The sequence below is a fragment of the Pseudomonas sp. NBRC 111140 genome (assembly GCF_001320885.1).
Classification (GTDB): domain Bacteria; phylum Pseudomonadota; class Gammaproteobacteria; order Pseudomonadales; family Pseudomonadaceae; genus Aquipseudomonas; species Aquipseudomonas putida_P.
The window spans coordinates 23163-44739 of the sequence record NZ_BCBQ01000049.1 but is presented as its reverse complement, the minus strand read 5'-3'; the positions used below and the strand labels follow the sequence as shown (position 1 = coordinate 44739).

General features: G+C 64.2%; 20 protein-coding genes. 7 read left to right on the top strand and 13 right to left on the bottom strand.

Going from position 1 to position 21577, the window contains the following annotated elements; genetic code table 11:
- From APH42_RS16685 to APH42_RS16675, 3 genes are all read left to right on the top strand, one after another.
- On the top strand, positions 1 to 387 hold a 387-nt coding region (locus tag APH42_RS16685; protein WP_305728946.1), incomplete at its 5' end, for a glutamate ligase domain-containing protein.
- Positions 384 to 1013 (top strand): flavin prenyltransferase UbiX, encoded by a 630-nt coding sequence (gene ubiX / locus APH42_RS16680; protein WP_012270315.1) that lies wholly within the window; start codon positions 384 to 386, stop codon positions 1011 to 1013. The genes APH42_RS16685 and ubiX, both read left to right, overlap by 4 nt.
- Complete coding sequence (locus tag APH42_RS16675) at positions 1010 to 1297, top strand: YceK/YidQ family lipoprotein (protein ID WP_012270316.1); 288 nt, start codon at positions 1010 to 1012, stop codon at positions 1295 to 1297. Before ubiX ends, APH42_RS16675 begins: the two co-directional genes overlap by 4 nt.
- Before the next feature lie 48 nt (positions 1298 to 1345).
- Here the strand turns inward: APH42_RS16675 and APH42_RS16670 are convergent, their stop codons facing one another.
- From APH42_RS16670 to APH42_RS16640, 7 genes are all read right to left on the bottom strand, one after another.
- Complete coding sequence (locus APH42_RS16670; RefSeq protein ID WP_012270317.1) at positions 1346 to 1990, bottom strand: oxidoreductase; 645 nt, start codon at positions 1988 to 1990, stop codon at positions 1346 to 1348.
- Between the two features lie 27 nt (positions 1991 to 2017).
- Complete coding sequence (locus APH42_RS16665) at positions 2018 to 3751, bottom strand: C13 family peptidase (protein WP_060493808.1); 1734 nt, start codon at positions 3749 to 3751, stop codon at positions 2018 to 2020.
- Positions 3752 to 3977: 226 nt separating this feature from the next.
- On the bottom strand, positions 3978 to 5042 hold the full coding sequence (locus tag APH42_RS16660; RefSeq protein ID WP_256217834.1) for a 2,3-butanediol dehydrogenase: 1065 nt from the start codon (positions 5040 to 5042) through the stop codon (positions 3978 to 3980).
- A 52-nt stretch (positions 5043 to 5094) separates the two neighbouring features.
- Positions 5095 to 6201, bottom strand: a complete 1107-nt coding sequence (locus APH42_RS16655) for an acetoin dehydrogenase dihydrolipoyllysine-residue acetyltransferase subunit (RefSeq protein ID WP_012270320.1) — start codon at positions 6199 to 6201, stop codon at positions 5095 to 5097.
- Entirely contained in the window at positions 6198 to 7220 is a 1023-nt protein-coding gene (locus APH42_RS16650) for an alpha-ketoacid dehydrogenase subunit beta (RefSeq protein WP_012270321.1), read from the bottom strand. Before APH42_RS16650 ends, APH42_RS16655 begins: the two co-directional genes overlap by 4 nt.
- Before the next feature lie 33 nt (positions 7221 to 7253).
- Positions 7254 to 8231, bottom strand: coding sequence for a thiamine pyrophosphate-dependent dehydrogenase E1 component subunit alpha (locus APH42_RS16645; protein WP_012270322.1), 978 nt, complete (start codon positions 8229 to 8231; stop codon positions 7254 to 7256).
- 22 nt (positions 8232 to 8253) lie between these two features.
- Positions 8254 to 9309, bottom strand: coding sequence for an ATP-NAD kinase family protein (locus APH42_RS16640; protein ID WP_060493806.1), 1056 nt, complete (start codon positions 9307 to 9309; stop codon positions 8254 to 8256).
- Between the two features lie 43 nt (positions 9310 to 9352).
- Here APH42_RS16640 and APH42_RS30295 point away from each other — a divergent pair, with 43 nt between their 5' ends.
- Positions 9353 to 9481: a DUF2264 domain-containing protein gene (locus APH42_RS30295; protein WP_218187659.1), complete on the top strand. Its 129-nt coding sequence runs from the start codon at positions 9353 to 9355 to the stop codon at positions 9479 to 9481.
- Positions 9482 to 9592: 111 nt separating this feature from the next.
- Positions 9593 to 11446, top strand: coding sequence for a sigma-54-dependent Fis family transcriptional regulator (locus APH42_RS16635; protein WP_060493805.1), 1854 nt, complete (start codon positions 9593 to 9595; stop codon positions 11444 to 11446).
- 90 nt (positions 11447 to 11536) lie between these two features.
- Here APH42_RS16635 and accC read toward each other — a convergent pair whose 3' ends face one another.
- From accC to APH42_RS16605, 6 genes are all read right to left on the bottom strand, one after another.
- A complete protein-coding gene (gene accC, locus APH42_RS16630; RefSeq protein ID WP_012270325.1) occupies positions 11537 to 12892 on the bottom strand; it encodes an acetyl-CoA carboxylase biotin carboxylase subunit in 1356 nt (451 codons plus the stop codon).
- A gap of 17 nt (positions 12893 to 12909) precedes the next feature.
- Positions 12910 to 13371, bottom strand: coding sequence for an acetyl-CoA carboxylase biotin carboxyl carrier protein (gene accB / locus APH42_RS16625; RefSeq protein WP_012270326.1), 462 nt, complete (start codon positions 13369 to 13371; stop codon positions 12910 to 12912).
- Positions 13372 to 13470: 99 nt separating this feature from the next.
- Positions 13471 to 13926: a type II 3-dehydroquinate dehydratase gene (aroQ, locus tag APH42_RS16620; RefSeq protein ID WP_003255330.1), complete on the bottom strand. Its 456-nt coding sequence runs from the start codon at positions 13924 to 13926 to the stop codon at positions 13471 to 13473.
- 179 nt (positions 13927 to 14105) lie between these two features.
- Positions 14106 to 15878 carry a protein-disulfide reductase DsbD gene (locus APH42_RS16615; protein ID WP_012270327.1) on the bottom strand — a complete coding sequence of 591 codons (1773 nt, stop codon included), beginning with the start codon at positions 15876 to 15878 and terminating at the stop codon, positions 14106 to 14108.
- 138 nt (positions 15879 to 16016) lie between these two features.
- Positions 16017 to 17570: a methyl-accepting chemotaxis protein gene (locus APH42_RS16610; RefSeq protein ID WP_374701057.1), complete on the bottom strand. Its 1554-nt coding sequence runs from the start codon at positions 17568 to 17570 to the stop codon at positions 16017 to 16019.
- Positions 17571 to 18102: 532 nt separating this feature from the next.
- Entirely contained in the window at positions 18103 to 19461 is a 1359-nt protein-coding gene (locus APH42_RS16605) for a diguanylate cyclase (protein ID WP_012270329.1), read from the bottom strand.
- A gap of 248 nt (positions 19462 to 19709) precedes the next feature.
- Here APH42_RS16605 and APH42_RS16600 point away from each other — a divergent pair, with 248 nt between their 5' ends.
- Both APH42_RS16600 and APH42_RS16595 read left to right on the top strand, forming a co-directional pair.
- Complete coding sequence (locus tag APH42_RS16600) at positions 19710 to 20777, top strand: DUF2333 family protein (protein WP_012270330.1); 1068 nt, start codon at positions 19710 to 19712, stop codon at positions 20775 to 20777.
- Positions 20778 to 20779: 2 nt separating this feature from the next.
- Positions 20780 to 21316 (top strand): NUDIX hydrolase, encoded by a 537-nt coding sequence (locus APH42_RS16595; protein WP_012270331.1) that lies wholly within the window; start codon positions 20780 to 20782, stop codon positions 21314 to 21316.
- Positions 21317 to 21577 lie beyond the last annotated feature (261 nt).

The window sequence follows — 21577 nt, the reverse complement described above, 5'->3', positions numbered from 1 at the left end:
CAGGGCGTGACCATCTACGATGACTTCGCCCACCACCCGACCGCCATTGCCACCACCCTCGACGGCCTGCGCAAGCGTGTTGGCGAGGCACCGGTGATCGCGGTGATCGAGCCACGCTCCAACTCAATGAAGCTTGGTGCTCACCGTGACGGCCTGCCAGAAAGCGTCAACGATGCGGACCAGGTGATCTGGTATGCACCGGCCAACCTCGGCTGGGACCTGGCCGCCACCGCCGCCCAATGCAAGGTGCCGAGCGTGGTGGCCGACAGCCTCGAAGCGATCATCGAACGGGTCAAAGGCCAGGCTCGCCCAGGCACCCATGTGGTGATCATGAGCAACGGCGGTTTCGGTGGCCTGCACGGCAAGTTGGCCGAGGCGCTGAAGTGAACGGGCCGCAACGCATCACCCTGGCCATGACGGGCGCCTCTGGCGCCCAATATGGCCTGCGCTTGCTCGATTGCCTGGTGCGTGAGGACCGCGAGGTACATTTCCTCATCTCAAAGGCCGCGCAGTTGGTAATGGCCACCGAGACGGATGTGTTGCTGCCGGCCAAGCCCCAGGCAATGCAGGCCTTTCTGACGGAGTACACCGGCGCCGCCGATGGGCAGATCCGTGTGTACGGCAAGGAGGACTGGATGTCGCCCGTGGCCTCGGGCTCTGGCGCCCCAGCAGCGATGGTGGTGGTGCCGTGTTCTACCGGCACGTTGTCGGCGATTGCCACCGGTGCGTGCAACAACCTGATCGAGCGGGCTGCCGACGTTACCCTCAAGGAGCGTCGCCAGCTGATCCTGGTACCACGCGAAGCACCGTTCTCCACCATCCACCTGGAAAACATGCTCAAGCTGTCGCAAATGGGCGCGGTGATCCTGCCGGCGGCGCCGGGCTTCTATCACCAGCCACAGACCATCGACGACCTGGTCGACTTTGTCGTGGCGCGCATTCTCAACCTGCTGAACATCCCCCAGGACATGCTGCCGCGTTGGGGCGAGCATCATTTTGGGGTGGATGATTGAAGCGAGCGCTGGCCAGTTTGCTGGCGCTGGGGCTGTTGAGTGGTTGTGCCACGGTGCGCACGCTGGATGCCGCCAAGCCTGGGGCACCGGTGGTATATGCCGGCACCCGGCTGGATTTGTATGTGATCAACGGCGGGTGCTGCCCGCGTGATCATTATGGGGCTGATGCGCCGGCCTATCCGGGGTTGGACCTGCCGGGGAGCATGCTGCTCGATACCCTGTTGTTGCCGTTATCCTTACTGACAGCGGCAGGTGTAGGCTTCCAGGCCACAGGCGGCCTTTAAGGGCCCTTTCGCTGGGTTGCCCGCGAAGAGGCCCTGGCAGGTAACCCCCTATTTTTTGCCCAGCTTGCGCAATTCATCGGACTCCACAATCCGTATCCCGTCTTCTTCCTCAAGCGCCAGTCGCCACAACGCCCGCGCCAGGGTACACGCCTCGATCCCCCGGTACTTGCCAGGAATCAACCTGGAAAGTGGCGCAACCAGCTGCTCAGTGAGCCGTGGCTCTATCCGCTCGCCCAGCAGGAAGGAGGGCCGCACGATGGTCAGCTGTGGCCAGTCCTGAGCCTTGAGCGCTTCTTCCATCTCGCCCTTGACCCGGTTATAGAAAATTGACGACTTGGGGTCGGCGCCTACTGCACTGACCACCAGCAGATGCCGTGCGCCCATTTCCCTTGCGCGTTTGCTGAACGCCACCACCATGTCCAGGTCCACCGCGCGGAAGGCCGACTCGGAGCCGGCCTGTTTCAACGTGGTGCCCAGGCAGCAATAGGCAATATCGACGCGCCCGGCCAGCTGCGGGAGGAACACCGCCGGGTCGCCCACCGGGTTTTCCAGGTGTGGGTGCTCGGCCAGTGGCCGGCGGGTGGGCGCCAATACGCGGGTAATGGTGGGCTCGTTGAGCAGGCGGTCCAGCAGGTGTTCACCCGTCAGGCCCGTGGCACCGGCAAGCAGGACATGCTGAGGCGTCAAATACATGATGTCTCTCCCTTGTTACACACAAGCTTAGTGGCTGCGGGGCGTTTTTGCCTGTTCCCCCACGGCGGCTTGTGCGGCGTTACGCAAAGCTTCTTCGGCCTGTTGGCGGCGCAGGTGCTGCCAGTGTTCAAGCACGGCTGGCGGCGCCCATAGCTGCGGTTCAGAGGCCTCGAAGCCTTCCCTTTGTTCTCGTTCGGCAACGCTGGCGCGCGCCAGTTCAAACGCCTGTTTCAGGTCGTCGGTCTGGTTCAGCGCTTCGGCGAACAAGGCATCGCCAAAGTAGGTGAAGTCGGCCTCTTCCGAGCAGCCGAAGGAGACGCGGTCGGCCCGGGCGGCGGTCATGATCAGCGTGCGCTCATCTTTGAGAGGGGCGATATAGCCCCCTGAATAGCAGGCGGATATGACGATTACCTTGTCGCGGTCCTTCAACGGCGCCAGGGCGGTGGCCAGCTCGTCGGCGGACAGGTCGGCCAGCTGCAGGCGCGGCTGGTCGAGCACCAACTGGTGGTCCTGGCTGCCATGGCTGGTGAGGTAGATGAACACCAGGTCTTCGGGGCCGCTGCGTTCGGCCAGCGTGCTGGCGGCACGGGTGAGGTTCTCGCGGGTGGCCATGGGGCGGGTGGCCATATGGTCGCGGTGGTTGACCAGGGTCACCTGGCCACGGGCACCAAAGCGCACCTTGAGCATGTTGCTGACATAATCGGCTTCACGCAGGAACACGCTCTGCTGGCCATCGCCGGCCACCACCAGGCTGTACAGCTGGATCGGGGGCGCCGAGCGCGGCACCCTGGCCAGCGCTTCTTCCAGCAGCCGGCCCTGGTTGAGCAGTGCCAGGTCCAGTGGGTCGGGCAGCAGCTTGCCTTTCTGGTCACGCACGCGCACGCCATTTGCCCACACGCCGCTTTCAACCTTGCCGCTGGGCAGGATCAATCGGCCATGGCCATGGTAGGCATCATTGAGGAAGCCGCCGATGTACTGGCTGCCGTCGGCCAGTTGCAGGCTGCCTTGGCCCGATAGGCGCCAATCGGCGAACTCGCCTTTGTAGTGGCTGCCATCGCTGCCCAGCAGTTCGCCTTCACCCACCAGCGAGCCATCCTTGAATTCACCGATCCATACATCGCCATCGGCATTTTCGTAGCGGCCACGGCCCTCCAGGCGGTTGTCCTTGAACTCACCGATGTACTGCTCGCCGTCAACGCTGTCGAAGGTGCCGCTGCCTTGTAACTGGCCGTTGATGAAGTGGCCGCTGAACTGGTTGCCGCTGGCGTCGCTGCGCACGCCGGCACCGTTGGGCTTGCCTTTGGCGAACAGCCCCTGGTAGCGGCTGCCATCGGCCAGTTCCAGCTCGCCCGCGCCGTCGTAGAGGTCGTCCTTGAACTGGCCGCGGTAGGTCTGGTCGGCCTGCTTGAGGGTGCCTTCGCCGTCGCGACGGCCATGCTTGAACGTGCCGCCATAGTGGCTGCCCGGGGTGGTCAAATCGCCCAGGCCCTGGAACAGCCCCTCGGCGAACTGGCCACGGTACACCTCGCCGTTCTGGCCATGCCATTCGCCCTGGCCGTGCCACTGGCCATCCTTGAAGCTGCCGGCGTACCAGCTGCCGTTGGGGTAGTCGATCCGGCCCTCACCCTGCAGCAGGCCATCGACCACCTGCCCCCGGTAACGCCCGCCGTCAGGCAGGCGCGCGTCTGGCGGAAGCAGCGATTCGCCATCGCCACAGGCGGCGAGCAGCAGGACCAGGGTAATGGGGAGCAGTGGACGCATGGCGAGGACCGGGCAATAGGTCTGCCGAGTATGACGCAGAATGGGATCCTGAGACAGGGAGCGCAAGGCTTGTACGGCCCCTAAAGCTCACGCGGTACCTGTGGGAGCGGCTTTGGCCGCGAACACCGGCGAAGCCGGTGCCATGCACCGCGTCGCATTCTTCGCGGGTAAACCCGCTCTCACAGGGATTGGTGCCATATGCAAGTGTTTGCCCCAACCAATGGCTTCAGCGCACGCCCGGTGAAACGATGATCTTCACGTTCTCTTCCTTGTTGTTCACCAGTTCCTCGAAGCCCAGCTCGACAATCTGCTCCAGCCCGATCCGCCCGGTCACCAAGGGGCGAATATCCAGTCGTCCATCAGCGATAAAGGCAATCACATCGGCAAATTCACCGTTGTACGCCAACGCCCCCAGCACCTGCTTCTCGGTGGACACCAGCTCGAAAAAGTTGAACTCGCTAGGCTCTTCGAAAATGCCCACCAGCACACACTTGCCCGCCTTGCGGATGGTGTCGATGGCCAACTTGGCCGTGTGCTTGTTGCCGATGCACTCAAAGCTCACATCCGCCCCCAACCCGGCAGTGAGTGCGCGGATTTGCGCCAGGGCATCGCACTGGCTGGGGTCCAGCACCACGCTGGCACCGACTTCCTTGGCTTTGGCCTTGCGCGCCGAGGACATCTCAAGGGCAATGACCTGCGCTGCTCCCGCAGCCTTGGCGCACATGATGGTACACAGGCCAATGGTACCAGCACCCACCACCACCACGGTTTGGCCGAGCAGGCTGCCCGCCTTTTTCACTGCATGCATGCCCACTGCCAGCGGCTCGATCAGTGCCCCGGCTTCAGCAGGGAAGCCCTGCGGCAGCCGGTAGAGCAGGTTGGCAGGCACGTTGACCAACTCGGCGAAGGCGCCGTTGTTCATCAGGCCGGTGAAGGCCAGGCGCTCGCAGATGTTGTACAGGCCGTGGGTGCAGTAGTAGCAGTTGCCGCAATGCTGGCAGGCGTCTGCGGCCACCGGGTCGCCGACCGCAAAGCCTTCCACGCCTTCACCCAGCTTGGCGATCTGGCCGCAAAATTCGTGGCCGAGGATGCACTGGCCCTGAATGCCAGTCAGTGGGTGCGGGGCCTCCACCGGGATGAATACCGGGCCGGCGACGTATTCGTGCAGGTCGGAGCCGCAGATGCCGCACCAGTCCACCTTGATCTGTACCCAGCCCGGCGCAGGGTCGGCTGGCAGGGGTACCTGTTCGACGCGAATATCGTTGCGGCCATGCCAGACGGCGGCGCGCATATGGGTGTGGCTCAGGTCGTTCATTGTTGTTCTCCAGGCTCACGGAAAGGGCTTAGTGCTTGCGCAGGAACGCGAGCAGTTGCTGGTTGACCTGTTCAGCCGCTTCCATCTGCACCATATGCCCAGCCTCCGGCAGCACCAGTACTTCTGCCTCCAGGCCTTCGGCATGGCTGGCCGGGATGATCGCGTCCTTGCCGCCCCACACCACCAGTGCCGGGTGCTGTCCCAACACCCCGCGCAGGTCGTGGCGCTGCCGGTCGCCGTCGGCGAGGGCCGATGCCAGCTGGCGCAAGGCATCATCAACACCTTCCAGGCGCTTGAACTTGAGCATGTCCTCAAGCATTTGCCGGGTGACCAGCGCCGGGTCGGCAAACAGCTGCACCATTTGTGGTTTAAGCGCATTGCGGTTGGCGGCGCTGACAAAACCTTGCAGGTACTGCCCGTTGATTGCGTCACCCAGCCCGGCACTGGCCACCAGGCTCAGGCTGGCCACCCGCTGCGGCGCCAGGCGCGCCACGTTGAGGCTTACCGCACCGCCCATGGAATGGCCCGCCAGGTGGGCCTTGGCGATGTCCAGGTGGTCGAGCAAGGCCAGCACGGTTTCGCTCAGCTCGTCCAGGTCACCCCGTTGCAGGGCCTTGGCCGACTCGCCGTGCCCCGGCAGGTCCAGGGCGATTACGCGGCGTTCGGCGGCCAGCGCCGGGTGGTTGAACAGCCAGTTGTTGAGGTCGCCGCCAAAACCGTGCACCAGCACCAGCGGCGTGCCGCCTTCGCCCAGCTCGAACCAGCGCAGCAGGCGGCCACCGACTTCCGCCTTCTGCGGGGCCGGCCCTTGTGCCTGATCGGCGCCCCCTTCGGCGACGAACTCGGCCTGGAAGCGTTGCACCAGCGCATCGATTTCTGCTTCTTCGGCTTCGCCTTCCACCACCACTGCCAGTAGCGCGCCGACCGGCAGGGTTTCATCCGGCCTGGCCACCTGGCGGCGCAGTACACCACTGAACGGGGCTTCGACGCTGCTGCTGATCTTGTCGGTCTCGACGTCCAGCACCTCGTCGCCCTTGTTGATTTCGTCACCTTCCTGCTTGAGCCAGGCGTCCACCCGGCCCTCGGTCATCGACAAGCCCCACTTGGGCATGGTCAGGGTATGGATCTGGCTCATGCGGCACTCCTTGCAGCTTCGATCACCTTGCGCACGGCAGTTTCGATCTTCGCCGCGTCAGGGATGTACAGGTCTTCCAGTGCGTCGGAGAACGGCACCGGGGTGTGCGGCGCGGTGACCATTTCGATCGGGCCCTTGAGTGCGCCGAAGGCCTTCTGCGCCACCAGCGCGCTGATGTCGGTGGCCATCGAACAGCGCGGGTTGGCTTCATCGATCACCACCAGCCGGCCGGTCTTCTCCACGCTTTCCAGAATGCTGTCTTCGTCCAGCGGGCTGGTGGTGCGCAAGTCCAGCACCTCGCAGTCGATGCCCTGGCGGGCCAGATTGTTGGCCGCTTCAAGTGCCACGTGGACCATGCGTCCATAGGTCACCAGGGTCACGTCGTCGCCATCGCGCAGGAAGTTGGCTTCGCCGAACGGCACGGTGTACACCTCTTCTGGCACTTCGCCTTGCATGCTGTACAGCAGCTTGTGTTCGCAGAAAATTACCGGGTCGTTGTCACGGATCGCCTGGATCAACAGGCCCTTGGCATCGTAGGGCGAGGACGGACACACCACCTTCAGGCCGGGGATGTGCGTCCATAGCGAGGTGAGCATCTGCGAATGCTGGGCTGCCGCGCGCAGGCCGGCGCCGTACATCGTGCGCATCACCAGCGGGGTGACCGCCTTGCCGCCGAACATGTAGCGGAACTTGGCGGCCTGGTTGAGGATCTGGTCCAGGCAGCAGCCGGCGAAGTCGACGAACATCAGTTCGCACACCGGGCGCAGGCCCTGGGTGGCGGCACCGACCGCGGCGCCGACATAGCCGATTTCCGACAGCGGCGCGTCGAGCACGCGGCCGGGGAATTGGTGGTACAGGCCTTTGGTCACCCCCAGCACGCCACCCCAGGCGTCATCCTCGCCGGGTGCACCGGCACCACCGGCGACGTCTTCGCCGATGATGAACACGGTATTGTCACGGCGCATTTCCTGGGCCAGGGCTTCGTTGATGGCCTGCTGGTAGCTGATCTTTCTTGCCATGGTGGTTCTCCTGTTGTTCTTGTAATCCGCGGCTCAGGGGTAGGCGACGTAGACGTCGGTGAGCAGGTCGGCGGGCTGTGGCTTGGGATCGGATTTGGCGCGGCGCACGGCGTCTTCGATCAGGTCCTCGATGCGCGCGTCGATGGCGTCCAGTTGCTCGGCAGTGAGCAGGCCGGCGCGGGTGGTCTTGTTACGGAACTGCATCAGGCAGTCGCGGGATTCGCGCAGGTTTTTCACTTCATCGGGGGCGCGGTAGGTTTGCGCATCGCCCTCGAAGTGGCCGTAGTAGCGGCTGAGCTTGACCTCGATCAGCGACGGGCCTTGCCCGGAACGTGCGCGCTCGATGGCCGCGCCTGCGGCCTCGTACACGGCAAAGAAGTCGAAGCCGTCGATGGTGACGCCTGGCATGCCAAAGCCAGCAGCGCGGTCGGCGATGTGGTCGCAGGCGACCGACCAGTTGGAGGCGGTGGCCTCGGCGTAGCCGTTGTTTTCGGCCACGAAGATGCACGGCAAGTTCATGATCGACGCCATGTTCATGGCTTCGAACACGGCTCCCTCGTTGGAGGCGCCATCGCCGAAGAACGCCACCGACACGTCGTCACGGCCCTTGAGTTTGGCCGCCAGCGCGGCCCCGGCCACCAGCGGAGCGCCAGCACCGACGATGCCGTTGGCACCGAGCATTCCCTTTTCCAGGTCGGCAATGTGCATCGAGCCGCCCTTGCCGCCGCATACCCCGGTTTTCTTGCCGTAGATCTCGGCCATCATGCCGTACACGTCCACGCCCTTGGCGATACAGTGGCCATGGCCGCGGTGGGTCGAGGCGATGCAGTCGCTGTCGCGCAGGTGGGCCATGACCCCGGCGGCGGAGGCTTCTTCGCCGGCATACAGGTGGACGAAGCCGGGGATCTCGCCCGTGGCGAATTCCACGTGCAGGCGTTCTTCGAAGGCGCGGATGGTGCGCATCACTTCATAGGCATGCAGCAGTTGTTCGGTACTGAGTTGATTGGACATCTTGTTGTTCTCCAGGGTTGTCTCAACACGGGTTTGCAGGGTGCAGCCGGTGGCCGCGCGGGACGGCCAGCAGGTGATGGCGAGCGGCATGCGCCAGTACGGCCTCGACGTCCACGCTGAGCGGGCCTTGGTGGTCGAGGGTGATGGTGGGCGTGTCGTGTTCGGCAAATTCGATTTCACGTTCGCCATCCAGGGCCAGGGTGCCGCTGGCCAGGCTCAGGCGATGGGCGACGCCGGGCGTCAGTGGGCCGCTGGCGGTAATGCCGCAGGCTTGCAGCAGGCCGGGGGCCAGGGGGACGAGCAGCGCTTGCTCGGCAGCGGGGTTCAGGCGTACCCAGGCGCCGTGCGGGTCCTGGCGCGATACTGGGCACCACAGGCCGCACAAGGCCGACAGGCCGATGGCATGGGGCTCGGCGAAGCAGGCGAAGACCTCGCAGAGGTCCTCGCTGCGGCTGAGCGCGCGGGCACCGATGAAGCGTTGCGGTGACACGGCCACTTCGACCAAGGCCCATTCCGCCAGCTGTTGCTCTGGCACGTTCACCAGCAGGCGCTTGTTGCGGCGCAAGCCGATGCTGGCCGGCACCCGGCCACTGGCGAGCAGGCCGCCGGCCAGGCCCGCGCTGGTGGCTTCGCGCAGTTCGGGGAAGGCGTTGTTGGTACCGGTGGACAGGGTCAGCAGCGGTACGTCACCGGCTTGGGCGGCGACCGCCTTGTGGGTGCCGTCGCCACCCAGCACAGCGATCATCGACACGCCACGCTCGACCATGCGCCGGGTAGCCAGGTGGGTATCGGCCACGGTCTGGGTCAGTGGCAGGTCGAGGATCTCGATGGCCGGCCAGTGCTGATCGTGGGCCCCTGGGCCCTGGCTGGCCTTGAGTACAGCGGCGGCGATGCCGGTCATGTCGCTGGGCAGCAGCACCTGGCCGATGCCGGTGGCGCCGAAGGCTGCGAGCAGGCGTTGAATCGCCGAGGCTTTGTCGGTGCTCGAATAGAGCCCGGCATTGGCGGTCAGGCGGCGTAGGTCGCGGCCAGAGGCAGGGTTGGCAATGATCCCGACAATCGGGGCGGGTAGCGGCATGGCGCACCTCGTATTTTTGTTTGCAAGGGCTTGAGCAAGCGCGGTGCCAGCTTTCTTCGCCTTGGCTGAAGTGGCCGCGCTAGAGGGCTTTGGTCGAGTTATGGCAGGCCTGCACGGCGGCGCCGACGAGACGCCGGGTGCCAGCGCGGGGCTGGCCATGCCGAGACGCTGAGACGCTGCGTCTCAAGCTCGGCAGTAATCACACAGTGCTTGTCGGGGCATGCACAGAGGCGCTTAATGGCCGGACAACGATAAAAACAGCAACGAGAACCGGAGGGCCTGAATGCTTGCCGCGAACTCCCGAGCCCACGTCGACTGCGTCAGCAGGGTGCTGAAGAATGCCGATCGCCTGCCACAGGCGCCGGTTCCTGCGCTGATCCTCGACTCATGGCGCCGCTCCATGGAGCTGTACCGCCTCGACCCTGGGTCCCAGCAGGGGCCGCGTATCCTTTCCCAAAGCCTGCTCAACGAATGCCGCGAACGCGCCGAGCTGTTCCTGCGTATCGCCAGCGATGCCGTGGCACGCCTGCATGAGCGGGTGCGCGGCGCCGACTACTGCGTGCTGCTGACCGACGCCCAGGGGCGCACCATCGATTATCGGGTCGAGTCGGCCATCCGCAACGACTGCCGCAAAGCCGGGCTGTACTTGGGCACCTGCTGGTCAGAGGGCGAGGAGGGCACCTGCGGCGTGGCGGCGGTGCTGACCAGCAAGGCCCCGGTCACGGTGCACAAGCGCGATCACTTTCGCGCTGCCTTCATCGGCCTTACCTGCACTGCCGCACCGGTATTCGACCCGTTGGGCGAGCTTTTGGGTGTGGTGGATGTATCAGCCTTGCAGTCGCCAGACGATCGGCGCAGCCAGCACCTGATCCGGCAACTGGTCGAGCAGACGGCCCGCGAGATCGAAAACGCCTTCTTCATGCACAGTGCCCAGGGCCATTGGGTGATGCGTGCCCATGGCACGCCAGGTTATGTGGAAAGCCAGCCCGATTACCTGCTGGCCTGGGATGCCGATGGCCGCTTGCAGGCCATCAACAGCCTGGCGCGGCAACGCTTGGTGGAGCGCTTGGGGCGTTTGCCCGAGCATATTGGCGAACTGTTCGACCTAGACCAGTTGCGCCGGGTGAGCGCGACTTCAGCCCAGCGCCTGCCCGGCTTGGGTGGTTTGTATGGCCGGGTCAGCGCGCCGCAACGACGCGAGCGCGCGCAGCCGTTGCATCAGGCCCAGGACGCGCGGATCGAGCAGCACCTGCGGTTGGCCACGCGGGTCAAGGACTGCAACCTGGCGGTGCTGGTGCTAGGCGAAACCGGTGCTGGCAAAGAGGTCTTTGCCCGCCAGTTGCACCAGCAAAGCCTGCGCCGCGACGGCCCGTTCGTCACACTGAACTGCGCGGCCATCCCGGAAAGCCTGATCGAGAGCGAGTTGTTCGGCTATGTCGCAGGAGCCTTTACCGGGGCTTCCAGCAAAGGCATGCAGGGGCTGTTGCAGCAGGCCGATGGCGGTACGCTGTTCCTGGACGAAATCGGCGATATGCCGTTGCACCTGCAAACCCGCTTGTTGCGGGTGCTGGCCGAGGGCGAAGTGGCGCCGCTGGGTGCTGCACGGCGCGAGCGGGTGGACATTCAGGTGATCTGTGCCACTCACCGCGACCTGGCAACCATGGTGGCGGACGGGCGTTTTCGTGAGGATCTGTATTTCCGCCTGGCCAATGCCCGGTTCGAGCTGCCGCCGCTGCGTGAGCGCGAGGACCGCTTGGGGTTGATTCACCAGCTGCTGGCCGAAGAAGCCCTGGCCTGTGGAGTGGAGGTGGTACTGGCCGATGCTGCGCTGCAGGCGTTGCTGGTTTATCGCTGGCCGGGCAATTTGCGCCAGCTGCGGCAGGTGTTGCGCTATGCCTGTGCGGTGAGCGAGGGCGGGCAGTTGCACTTGCAGGACCTGCCGCATGAGGTTCGCGGTGACGCGGTTGTTTCGGCTGAAAGCGGCGTATCGTGCCCGGCCCGGCAGTTGCTGCTGGATGCATTGATCCGTCATCGCTGGAAGCCAGCGGATGCGGCGCGGGCTTTGGGGATCTCGCGGGCGACCCTGTATCGACGGGTGCATGAGCATCGTATCGAGATGCCGCGGATGAAGGGGTAGGGCCATTGGGGCCGCATAGCGGCCCCAGATTGTTGCAGGCATAAAAAACCCCGGAACAGGTCCGGGGTTCTGGTACATCACACTACTCGATCAATGCTCGTTGGCCAGCTTGTGTTCGAGGTAGTGAATGTTGACGCCGCCTTTGCAGAAACCTTCATCACGCACCAGGTCGCGGTGCAGCGGGATGTTGGTCTTGATGCCGTCGACGACGATCTCGTCCAGGGCATTGCGCATGCGCGCCATGGCTTCGTCGCGGTCCTTGCCGTAGGTGATCAGCTTGCCGATCAGCGAGTCGTAGTTCGGCGGAACCGAATAACCGCTGTACAGGTGCGAATCGACACGTACGCCATTGCCGCCTGGTGCGTGGAAGTGCTTCACCTTGCCTGGGCTTGGGATGAACTTCTTCGGGTCTTCTGCGTTGATCCGGCACTCCAGCGAGTGGCCACGGATCACCACGTCTTCCTGGCGGAACGACAGCTTGTTGCCAGCGGCGATGCTCAGCATCTCCTTGACGATGTCGATACCGGTAACCATCTCCGACACCGGGTGCTCAACCTGCACGCGGGTGTTCATCTCGATGAAGTAGAAGCGGCCGTTTTCGTACAGGAACTCGAAAGTACCGGCACCACGGTAGCCGATCTCGATGCACGCATCGACGCAGCGCTTGAACACTTCCTGACGGGCCTTTTCGTCGATGCCCGGGGCTGGTGCTTCTTCCAGTACCTTCTGGTGACGGCGCTGCAACGAGCAGTCGCGGTCGCCCAGGTGGATGGCGTTGCCCTGGCCGTCGGACAGCACCTGCACTTCCACGTGACGTGGGTTGGTCAGGAACTTCTCCAGGTAGACCATCGGGTTGCCGAAGGCAGCACCGGCTTCGGTACGGGTGAGCTTGGCCGAGGAAATCAGGTCCTCTTCCTTGTGCACCACGCGCATGCCGCGACCACCACCACCACCGGCGGCTTTGATGATCACCGGGTAGCCGACGTCACGGGCAATCGCCAGGGCGACTTCTTCGTCTTCCGGCAGCGGGCCATCGGAGCCTGGTACGGTCGGCACGCCCGACTTGATCATCGCGTCCTTGGCCGAAACCTTGTCACCCATCAGGCGAATGGTGTCGGCTTTCGGGCCGATGAAGGCGAAGCCGGATTTTTCTACCTGTTCGGCGAAGTCGGCGTTTTCTGCCAGGAAGCCGTAGCCCGGGTGAATCGCGGTGGCGCCGGTGACTTCGGCGGCAGCGATGATTGCCGGGATATGCAGGTAGGAATCCTTGGACGATGCAGGACCGATGCAGACCGACTCGTCTGCCAGGCCCAGGTGCATCAGCTCACGGTCGGCGGTGGAGTGCACAGCGACGGTTTTGATGCCCAGCTCTTTGCAGGCACGCAGGATCCGCAGGGCAATTTCCCCACGGTTGGCGATCAGGACTTTTTCGAGCTTCCCAGACATCGTTGGCTCTCCGCGATTCAAACGACGGTGAACAGCGGCTGGTCGAACTCAACCGGCTGGCCGTCTTCTACCAGGATGGCGTCGATGACACCGCCAACATCGGCTTCGATGTGGTTCATCATCTTCATGGCTTCAACGATGCACAGGGTGTCGCCCTTTTTCACCGTCTGGCCAACTTCAGCGAAGTTAGGCGAGGTCGGCGAAGGCTTGCGGTAGAAGGTGCCGACCATTGGCGAACGGATCACGGTGCCTTTCAGGGCTGGGGCAGCAGCAGCGGCTTCGGCGACAGGGGCGGCGGCGGCAACTGGCGCAGCAACCGGGGCGGCAGCCATCGGTGCTGGTGCGTAGAACTGCTGGGCAGCTGGGGTTTTGCTGTGACGGCTGATACGGACCGACTCTTCGCCTTCCTTGATCTCCAGTTCGTCGATGCCAGACTCTTCCAGCAGCTCGATCAGTTTCTTGACTTTACGGATATCCATTAATCATCAACTCCCAAAGGTTCGGTCAGGGGGCGAAATACAAAAAAACGTATCGGAACGTTTCTCTCGAACCCCGGCCCACTTAGGCCAGGGTTTTCATCATTTGGGCTGTGCGTTGGCAGCCAGTTGTTCCAGCGCGGACTCCAGGGCCAGGCGATAACCGCTGGCGCCCAGACCGCAGATCACCCCTACGGCAACATCGGAAAAGTAGGAGTGGTGACGGAACGGTTCGCGTTTGTGCACGTTGGACAGGTGCACTTCGATGAATGGGATGCTCACCGCAAGCAATGCGTCACGTAATGCGACGCTTGTGTGGGTGAAAGCAGCCGGATTGATCAGGATGAAGTCCACACCCTCGTTGCGTGCGGCGTGAATGCGGTCGATCAATTCGTATTCGGCATTGCTCTGCAGGTACTGCAGATGGTGGCCTGCGGCGCGGGCACGTTGCTCCAGGTCCTGGTTGATCTGGGCCAGGGTCACGGCGCCGTAATGGCCTGGCTCGCGAGTACCGAGCAGGTTGAGGTTGGGGCCGTGGAGCACCAGTAGCGTTGCCATCTGCGGATTCCTTGGATTTGTAGGGCAATTCGACACAGCGCGGCGAGTGTGCCGTAAAGCGACCGCAAGTGTCCAGTTCCCGGCAATAGCCAGCACGATGTCCGAGATTCGCGCGAAGTATGTGACCAAATAATTAAATCTGGTCACTGATTTCAGGATTTTCCCCGCCTCGCGGGAAGTTATAGACCGGCTTTGCCGCGTACGCGTGCCAGAATTTGTGCAAATTCAGCGGCGTTTATTTCGCCTATCACCCGATCAGCGGTAATTTCGCTGCCGTTCGCTGCAAAGAACAGCAGGGCAGGCGGGCCGAACAGCTGGTAGCGGTCGAGCAGTTTGCGTTGCTCGGCATTGCTTTCGGTGATGTCGAAACGCAGCAGTTTGAAGCCGGTCAACTGTGTCTGCACCTGGGGCGCATTGAGCACCTCATGCTCGATCACCTTGCAACTGATGCACCAGTCGGCGTACCAGTCCAGCAGCACTGGCTGCCCGGCCGCCTTGGCTTGCGCCAAGGCCGCGTCCAATGCGTCAGGCGTGGTGATGGTCTGCCAGGCATCGGCCTTTGCCGTCGGGCTGGCGCCGCTGGCGCCCAGTGTTGCAACTGGCAGCGGTCGCAGTGGGTCGCCCTGGCCACTGAGGGCGCCGTACCAACAGGCCAGCGCGTACACCAGCAAGGCCAGGCCGAGCAGTTGCGCCAGGCGCTGGGGCGCGGTTTTGACGACGAGCTCCAGGGCTCCGAGGAACAGGGCCACGCCAGCAGCGAGGAAGCCGACCAGCAGCAAGGTCACAGGGCCTGGCAGTACACGGCTGAGCAAGCCGATGGCCAGCCCCAGCAGCAGCACGCCGATGGCGTTTTTCACCGTGTTCATCCAAGGGCCGCTTTTCGGCAGCCAGGCTGCGCCACCGGTGGCCACCAGTAGCAACGGTGCGCCCATGCCCAAACCCAGGGCGAACAGCTTGAGCGCGCCGCCCAGGGCATCGCCGCTGGCGCTGATATACAGCAGGGCACCGGCCAGGGGCGCCGAGACGCACGGCGAAACCAGCAGGCTGGAGAGCACACCAAGTATTGCCGCGCCTAGCAGAGAGCCGCCGCGGGTATGGTTGGCGACGTTGTTCAGGCGGTTGCTCAGGGCCTGGGGCAGCTTCAGTTCGAACAGGCCGAACATGGCCAGGGCGAATACCACGAAGAACAGCGCGAAAGGCACCAGCACCCAGGCCGACTGCAGGCGTGCCTGCAGGTTCAGGCCCGCACCGAACAGGCCCATCAGGGCGCCGAGTGCCGCAAAGCTGGCAGCCATAGGCAGCACGTAGGCCAGCGACAGCGACAGCCCGCGTAGCCCGCCAACCTGGCCGCGCAGCACCACGCCAGACAGGATCGGCAGCATCGGCAGGACGCAGGGCGTGAAGGTCAGGCCGACCCCGGCGAGGAAGAACAGCAGCAGCGACTTCCAGTTCCAGGCAGGGGTGGTGGTGGTCGGCGTGTTGCCAAGGCCTTCGCCATCGATGGTCAGGCGTGCGGTTTCCGGTGGGTAGCACAGGCCTTTGTCGGCGCAGCCCTGGTAGCCCACCAGCAAGGTGAAGGCGCGCGGGTCGTTGCGTGGCAGCTCGATGTCGAGCACACCGTGGTACACCTCGACGTCGCCGAAAAACTCATCGTGCTTGGCTTCGCCCTTGGGGATGTTCGGCGTGCCAAGGGCGATATCGGCCGGTTCCGTGCGGAACTGGAAACGGTGGCGGTAGAGGTAATAGCCATCCGTGGCTACGAAACGCAGCTTGATGGTTTGCGCGTCGGCCTGGACCAGGTTGAGCTTGAAGGCTTCGTGCACCGGCAGGAAGTCGGCGTTGTTGGCCAGCGAAGCGGCGCCGAGTGTGGCGCTGGGGCGGTTGTCGAGCAGGCCCGTGGCGAAGGCAGGGCTGGCCAGCAGCAGGAACAGCAGGAAAAACAGGCGGCGCATGGCGGACTCGCGAGGTGGAACGTGCTGGGCATGATAGCGGAGTTGGTGTGGGTTGGGGTCATGCAGGCGGTGGGGGCGACACATGGCCGGCGATTTACTCAGGGCATGCACCGCCCCCACAGATCCCGCGTTGCCCGATCAGACCCTGAACGCCCGCACCGCCCGGTTCAGCTCGCCGCCCAGGCTCAGCAAATGCTCGCCTTGCTCACGCCCCTCACCAATACGCTGCAAGTTGTCCTCACCCAGCTCATGAATCCGCTCGCTGTGGTCACGAATTTCGCTCACCGCGCCGCTCTGCTGCGCCGTGACATCGGCAATCCGCACTGCCGTGTCCGAGATGGTACGAATGGCACAGACAATCTCATCCAGTGCTCCGTCTGCCGCCTGGGCCTGATTGGCCGTGGCCTCGGCATGCTCAAGCTGCGCGCGCATGCCGGCCACCGAGCCTCTGGCCGCCTGCTGCAAGCGGTCGATCAGGGCCTGAATCTCGCCGGTAGCGCCTGTGGTGCGCTGTGCCAACGAGCGCACCTCATCGGCCACCACGGCAAAGCCACGGCCCATCTCACCGGCGCGGGCCGCTTCGATCGCGGCGTTCAGTGCCAGCAGGTTGGTCTGCTCGGCAATCGAGCGGATTACCGTCAGTACGCCGCCGATGGTTGCCGACTCTTCCGCCAACTGCTCGATCATGCGGGCGTTGCCTTGCACTTCATCGACCAGGTCACGCAAGCCCGACAGGCTCTGGCCAATTACGGCCTGGCCTTGCTCCACGGCGCGCCCGGCATCGCGGCTGGCATCGGCGGCGGCGCTCGCATCCCCCGCCACTTGCTGAATGGTCGCCTCCAGTTCACCGAGGGCATCGCGGATCTGCCCGGTATCGCCGGCTTGGCGCTCGGCGCCATCGTGCAGCGCGGCGCTCATGCCGGCCAGGGCGTGGCTGCTGCCGGCCACTTGTTCGGCGTTGTGGCGGATGGTGCCGACCAGCTCGACCAGGTACTGGCGCAGGCGGTTGAGCGATTCCTGGATATCGTGCAGTTCGCGGTTGGTCTTGCCCAGGGTGATAGCCTGGGCAAAGTCACCCTCTGCCCAACGCGACAGGGCGGGCGCCAGGCCTGTAAGGGTGCGGGCCAAGCGCCTCTGCAGTGTGTCGATCAGCAGGGCAATCAGCAGGATCAGGCCGATCATCAGGCCCTGGATGATGCGCACTTCGGCAGCGATTTTTGCATGCTGGCCGCGTACCTCGGGCTCCAGCGCGGCGATGGCCTGCTGCACCGCCTCCAGGCGCTGGCGGGTGCTGGCCGCCAGGGCGACGCGGCGCTCGATTTGTTCGCGGGTGCGTTGCAGCTCGGCCGGGTAGCGGCTGAGCAGGCTTTGCAGTTCGCGCTTCAGGCCTACGGCAATGTCTTCCTGCTGGGCGCTGGCCTGGGACGCCAGGCCCATCATCGCGGCGAAGTCGTCGGCGCCGGATTCGGCCGCACGGGTTACGCCGAGCAGGGGCAGACCGTCGACCACCTGGGCCTGGACGCGGATCAGTTGCAGCTCGCGCTCGACTTCGTCGGCCAGCTCCGGGCGGCCGCTGCTGACCAGCTTGTCGCGGGCCAGTGACAGCCGGCCCAGGTGCACGGTGGCGTCGAGCAGTGGCAGCAGGTAACGGTTGGCCTCGGCATTGCCGCTGTCGCGGGCGTAGCCGGCCATTTGTTCAAGGTTCGCCCCCAGCTCCCGCTCGGCTTGCAGCAGCAAGGCTTGTGGGTCGCCGGCCAGCTTGCCAGCGGCCAGCAGTTCATTGGCAGTGAAGGCCTGCAGGCTGTCCAGGCTAGGGCGCAATTGCTCGGCCAGCTCAACGGGCCAGTCGGCCAGGGCGGCCTGCAGCTGCTGGTTGGCTTCCATGGCGGCGGCATGGCGCAGGGCATCGCCGCTGCCCAGGTACGCCTGGATGTTGCGTGCCGCCTGGTTCTGGAACTGTTGGGACAGGCCCAGGTAGCGCTCCATCATCTGGTAGGGGCGCTCCAGGGCCCGCTGCGACCACCACAGGGTTGCGCCCAAGGCGAGGCACACGGTCACCAGCAACAGGGTGTTGAAATTGGTCAGCCACTTCAGGCGCATAGCCGCGAGCTTCCTGGTGAGGGGGAGTGGCGGCTGAAGTTATTGCGATTTTGTGACGTGGTGATGACGGCAAGGGCTTGGCGCCAGAAAAAAGTGGCACAGTGCCGGTACGGTTTTAAGTGACTTAGGGCTCTACACGCACTACGCAATTGCGCCCCGCGTGCTTGGCCCGGTACAGCGCTTCGTCCGCCGCACTGGCCATGGTCAGTGCATCCAGCCCCTCGTCCAGCTGTACGACTCCGGCACTGAAGGTGCACTGCAAATCCCGTGGCTGCGCCGGGTAGAGAATCTCGGCAAAGCGCCGGCGAATTTCGTCCAGTACCCTGTGTGCCGCGTCCAGCGCGGTATTGGGCATGACGATGGCGAACTCTTCGCCACCATAGCGGCCAATGAAGTCGGTCTTGCGCAAGCGCTGCTTGAGGAACAACGCCAGGCTCTTGATCACCCGATCGCCCATGGGGTGGCCGTGGCGGTCGTTGATCTTTTTGAAGTGGTCGATATCGAGCATGGCAAAGCTCAACGGCTGCTGTTCGCGGCGGGCGCGGAAGCTGCAGTCTTCCAGCAGTTGCAGGATGTGGGTGTGGTTGTACAGCCCGGTCAGGCTGTCGCGCACCATGCGCGCCTTCAAGTGCCGGGCGCGGGCGGCGCGGTTGCGCACGGTGGTGATCAGGTGACGTGAGCGAAAGGGTTTGGTCAAAAAGTCATCACCGCCTTCGCTCATGGCATCCAGCTGCTTGTCCAGGTCGTCCTCGGCTGACAGGTAGATGATCGGCACGCTCACATAACGGTCACTGTGGCGAATCACCTTGGCCAGTTCCGGGCCGGTGCAGGCTGGCATGTACAGGTCGAGGATGATCAGGTCGGGCTGGAAGTCGGCAAGCTCGGCCATGGTACGGATCGGGTCGGTCAGGCTGCGGGTGACCATGCCGGCGCCGGCCAGCACCCGCTCGGTGTACAGGGCCTGGGTGCGCGAGTCGTCGATGATCAGCACGCGCAGCGGGTCGTGCGGGGTGGCATTGGTCAGCAGTTCGACCTTTTCCAGCAGGCTGGAAGCCTCCAGGCTGCCGGTGAGAAAGTCCTGGCCACCGGCGCGTACGGCGGCAAGGCGGGTTGGGGTGTCGGCTTCGTGGTGGCTGAAGAACAGCAGCGGAATATGTCGCGCCAACCCTTGCTGCACCTGGGCGGCCAGCTGCAGGCCTTGGCCCGTACCGGTGAAGTCGACATCCATGATGATGGCCGAAGGCGGGTACTCGCAGATCGAGGCGAGAAACGCCGTAGCATTGGGCAGTGCTTGCACCACCAGGCCGAAGAACTCCAGTTGCTGGGCCAAGCGCTGGGCACGCTCATGATCCTGCAGCAGGATGTACACCGGTTTGCGTGGGGGCGGCAGCAGCAGTGGGTCGAGCGGGTCGTCCTTGCGCAGGCCGTTACGCGTCAGCTGTTGCACGGGGCATTGCGGGCTCGGCTCGACTGCTTTGCTCATGTCCTGGCTACTTATAGGTTGGGATGTGCAGGGGCAATGATGGCTCTATGCTAGCAGCTCTTTTCAAGCGCGTGACTGCCCTGCATCAACAAAGCGGCCAGAACGAATATTCAGTTACTGACTGAATGGTCGCTTATGCGTACGGTGGTGTCTGCTTTATAGTGCTGCCACGCGGGCTTGCCGTGGCACCCTGGCGCAGGCCTGTGGTCCAAGCCCCTGAACCGTCGTGACTGATTAAGGACAAAGCCATGCTGGACTGGAAAAACCGCGAGGCCAAAGCCGAGCCCCGTGAGCGTGTCGATGGCCGCGGCGCTGCCGCCCGTAGCTACCTTGGCGGCCTGTGGAGCCGCGCCCTGGGGACCCTGATCGGGTTGTACCTGCTGGTGTGTATCGGCCTTGGCTGGTACTGGAGCCAGGAGCCCGCGCTGTTCCCGGTGCAGCAGAATGCCCAGGCCGCTGCCGAGCGCAATGGCCAGCAAATGGTGGTGGGCTACACCACCCTCGAAACCCTCAAGACCGTTGCCGGCACCTTGCTGAACAAGCCGGGCGGCTACATTTCCAACGACCGCTTCCCGCCAGGGCTGTGGATGGACAACATGCCGAGTTGGGAATATGGCGTGCTGGTCCAGGTACGCGACCTGTCGCGCGCGCTGCGCAAGGACTTCGCCCGGTCGCAGTCGCAGTCCACCGAAGACGCCGACCTGGCCAAGGCCGAGCCGCGATTCAACTTCGACAACAAGAGCTGGATCTTGCCATCGAGCGAGTCGGAGTTCGAAGAGGGCATCAAGTCGCTGTCCCGCTACCAGACTCGCCTGGCTGCTGGCGACAAGGGCGCGATCTTCTACACCCGTGCCGACAACCTGAACAACTGGCTGGGTGACGTGGCCACTCGCCTGGGCTCGCTGTCGCAGCGGCTGTCGGCCAGCGTTGGCCGGGTCAAGCTCAACAGCACGCTGAAGACCGAGTCAGTCGTCGCCGGCCAGGCGCCGCAGGTGGACGAGGAGTTGGTGGAAACCCCGTGGCTGCAGATTGACAACGTGTTCTATGAAGCCCGTGGCCAGGCGTGGGCACTGTCGCACCTGCTGCGTGCTATCGAGGTGGACTTTGCCGATGTGCTGGCCAAGAAGAACGCCACGGTCAGCGTGCGCCAGATCATCCGCGAGCTGGAAGCCTCGCAAGAGCCGCTGTGGAGCCCAATGGTGCTGAACGGCAGTGGCTTCGGCATGTGGGCCAACCACTCGCTGGTCATGGCCAACTACATTTCCCGGGCCAACGCCGCGGTTATCGACCTGCGTCAGTTGCTGTCGCAGGGTTGATGATGGCTATCAGCCCAACCGAGGCCGCCCACCGTGCGGCTTCCGACCGCGAACTGGTCACCTGGGTGGACGAAGCCGACCAGGTGCTGGGCGCGTTGCCCCGTGCCGAGTTGCGTGAGCGCGGGTTGATCGGGCGTTGCACGTTCATCCTGCTGTTCAACAGTGCCGGTGAGCTGTGTGTGCATCGTCGCACCCTGAGCAAGGCGCTGTACCCAGGGTATTGGGATGTGGCGGCAGGCGGCATGGTCGCGGCCGGGGAGGCGTATGCCGAGTCGGCCGCACGTGAGCTGGCCGAAGAGCTGGGGATTGAAGGTGCGCAGCTGCGTTTCCACGAGCGGTTCTACTTTGACCAGCCGGACAACCGTCTGTGGTGTGCGGTGTATTCGGCGGTGTCCGATGCGCCATTGCGACTGCAGCCGGAAGAGGTGATCGAGGCGCGGTTCATTGGCCTGGAGCAGGCTGAGCAGGAAAGCCTCAGCAAGCCATATTGCCCGGACTCGTTGGCGGCGTTGCAGCGCTACAAGCTTAGCTTGAAATAAAGCAGGGGCCGCTTTGCGGCCCGATCGCGACACAAGGCCGCTCCTACAAGAGGTCGCGTCCCCCGGCCTTGCGCGGTCTCCTGTAGGAGCGGCCTTGTGTCGCGATCGGGCTGCAAAGCAGCCCCAATACGCGAAGGGTCGCAAAACATTCGCAAAATGCCGCAATCCTGTACTTAGCAACGGCTGCATTTATCGTTACACTGCGCGCCCTTTTCGGGCTGTCGCAAGTCTTGCGGCAGTAGCGCCGCCCCTGCCAGAGTG